Origin of the sequence: Nocardia sp. NRRL WC-3656, assembly GCF_000720265.1 — a bacterium.
Classification (GTDB): Bacteria; Actinomycetota; Actinomycetes; order Mycobacteriales; family Mycobacteriaceae; genus Nocardia; species Nocardia nova.
Genome location: NZ_JOJF01000088.1, coordinates 1 through 1,281, shown reverse-complemented (window position 1 = coordinate 1,281; position 1,281 = coordinate 1). Strand labels below are relative to the sequence as shown.

The 1,281-nt window shown below is 63.8% G+C and carries 1 protein-coding gene; it reads left to right on the top strand.

Annotated elements, in window-relative coordinates; translation table 11 throughout:
* Positions 1 to 1,281: condensation domain-containing protein (locus tag IG65_RS35505; RefSeq protein ID WP_036526619.1), on the top strand; the 1,281-nt coding region annotated here is incomplete at both ends.

The following is a 1,281-nucleotide window of genomic DNA, read 5'->3' as shown; positions in this document are numbered from 1 at the left end:
GTGTTGCACCACATCGCTTTCGACGGATGGTCACCGATTCCCATGGCCCGCGACGTCAGCCACGCGTACCGAGCCCGCCGACACGGCCACGCACCGGATCGGGCACCGCTGCCGGTGCAATACATCGACTACACACTCTGGCAACGCACCTGGCTCGGCGAACTGCGGGACCCGCACAGTGCTATCGCTGTCGAGCTGGCGTTCTGGGAACAGGCCCTGGCCGGGATGTCCGAACACCTCGAACTCCCCACCGACCGACCCTACCCACCGACCCCCGACCACCATGGCGCCGGCCTGAAAGTCGAATGGTCGACGAGACTGCAGCAGCAGATCAACCGAACAGCGCGCGAACACAACGCGACCGGCTTCATGGTCATCCAGGCCGCCCTGACGGTGCTGTTGTCGAAGATCAGCGCCGACCCCGACGTAGCGGTCGGCTTTGCCGTCGCCGGTCGTGATGATCCCGCCCTCGACGAATTGGTCGGCTTCTTCGTCAACACCTTGATACTGCGAGTCGACCTGACCGAGGATCCCACCTTCACCGACCTGTTGACCCAGGTCCGCGCCCGCAGCCTGGAAGCGTTCGAACACCGGCACGTCCCGTTCGAGGTACTGGTGGAACGACTCAACCCGGCCAGATCATTGACACATCACCCGCTGATCCAGGTACTGCTCGCCTGGCAGAACTTCACCGGAAACAACGACCCCGCAGCCGGTTTGGCGCTGGAAGACCTCCAGGTCACCTCGCTTCCGGTGGATACCCACAGCGCCCGCATGGACCTAGCGTTTTCCCTCGGCGAACGCTTCACCGACACCGGCGAACCCGCCGGACTCGGCGGAGCAGTGGAATTCCGCACCGACATCTTCGACACCACCACCATCGAAACACTCGTCGACCGGCTGCAACGAACACTGAACACCGTAACCACCAACCCGGAAGAACCACTGTCATCGATAGACCTGCTCGACGAGACCGAACACACCCGGCTGGACGAGATCGGCAACCGTGCCGTATTGCGTACGCGCCCACCATCGATGAAGTCGGTACCGGAACTGTTCGCCGAACAGGTCGCCCGCACTCCCAACGCAACAGCATTGAGCTGCGGCGATCGTTCATACAGTTACCGGCAACTGGACGAGGCGGCGAATCGGCTGGCGCGCGTGCTCAGCGGCCACGGGGTGGGTCCCGGATGCGTGGTCGGGCTACTGATGCAACGCTCGGCACAAGCCATCACCGCCATCACCGCGGTACTCGAGACGGGGGCGGCCTACCTGCCCATC